This window comes from Alkalibacillus flavidus (genome assembly GCF_040545925.1).
Taxonomy (GTDB): Bacteria; Bacillota; Bacilli; order Bacillales; family Alkalibacillaceae; genus Alkalibacillus; species Alkalibacillus flavidus.
The window spans coordinates 1-1,287 of sequence record NZ_JBEPMX010000027.1 but is presented as its reverse complement, the minus strand read 5'-3'; the positions used below and the strand labels follow the sequence as shown (position 1 = coordinate 1,287).

Below are 1,287 nucleotides of genomic sequence, written 5' to 3'. Positions count from 1 at the left end.
TACGGCGAACTCCAGTTACGTATTCCGCGTGATCGTAACGGTGAATTTGAGCAACAGACAGTTGCGCCTTATAAACGCTCAAGTGACACGCTTGAACAGACCGTTATTCACCTTTACGAGAAAGGCATCACAACTGAAGAAATCACGCAATTAATCGAGAAAATGTATGGGCATCATTATTCTAAGCAAACGGTGTCAAACCTGACACAGCTTGTGTCAGAAGATGTTCAAGCATTTCACGAACGCCAACTGGAAAAGCGTTATGTTTGTATTTATTTAGATGCCACGCACATCCCAATTCGCCGCCAAACCGTCGAAAAAGAAGCCGTTTATATCGCGATTGGCATCACCGAAGAAGGAACTAAAGAAGTCTTAGCCTTCACGATTGCCCCAACGGAGTCAGCTCATGTTTGGGAGGAATTGATCAATCGCCTCAAGGAACGAGGTATCCAAGACGTTCTCTTATTTGTGTCAGATGGTCTGCCTGGGATGACGGATGCGATTCATCGTGTTTTCCCTAAAGCTGAGCATCAAGTGTGTTGTGTTCACGTATCGCGCAATATCGCCAGTAAGGTACGCGTCAAAGACCGCGAAACCATTCTTGGCGATTTTAAAGGAGTTTACCAAGCCTCAGACTATGACAAAGCAGTCGAGGCGTTAGATGCCTTCAAGGACAAATGGCAGAAGACGTATCCTCGTGTTGTCGACGCCGTCATGACCAACGATCAGCTCTTAACATTTTATAAGTTCCCGGCATCGATTCGTCGCAGTATTTATTCAACGAACTTGATTGAAGCGTTCAACAAAGAAATCAAACGCTATGTGAAACGCAAAGAACAATTTCCCAATGAGGATGCCTTAGATCGTTTTCTTGTCACGCGCTTTCTTGAATACAACCATCAATTTAGCATGCGATGTCATCGTGGATTTGATCAAGCTAAACCAGAAATTGAACAGCTGTTTGACGCTTTAAATGAACAAGCTTAACCTGATGTCCGCCACCCTTGACCTTGTTTGGCGGCCGTGGTGGTGAATCTTGAGCGGACGGGCTCATCATAAGCTCTTCAACGAGCCCATCCGCCCACCAAGCGTACCACGGCCGATCTCTTCTACGTTCCGCTGACCGGGCCCCTGCACCCCATCAGCGATCACGAAGAAGAGTCACAAGGTCAAGGGCAAACAGCGAAGCTGTGGCTTGGAGCATCTCATAAGCTACAGCTAATCTTAGATAACAAGCTAACGTTTCTACTAGACTAGGGTCATTTACACAAAATTATTGACACTCCC

At 46.2% G+C, this 1,287-nt stretch carries 1 protein-coding gene; it reads left to right on the top strand.

Translation table 11 applies throughout. The features are described from left to right. The coding region (locus ABID56_RS12920; protein ID WP_354221881.1) for an IS256 family transposase at positions 1 to 987 on the top strand (987 nt) is incomplete at its 5' end. Positions 988 to 1,287: the final 300 nt, after the last annotated feature.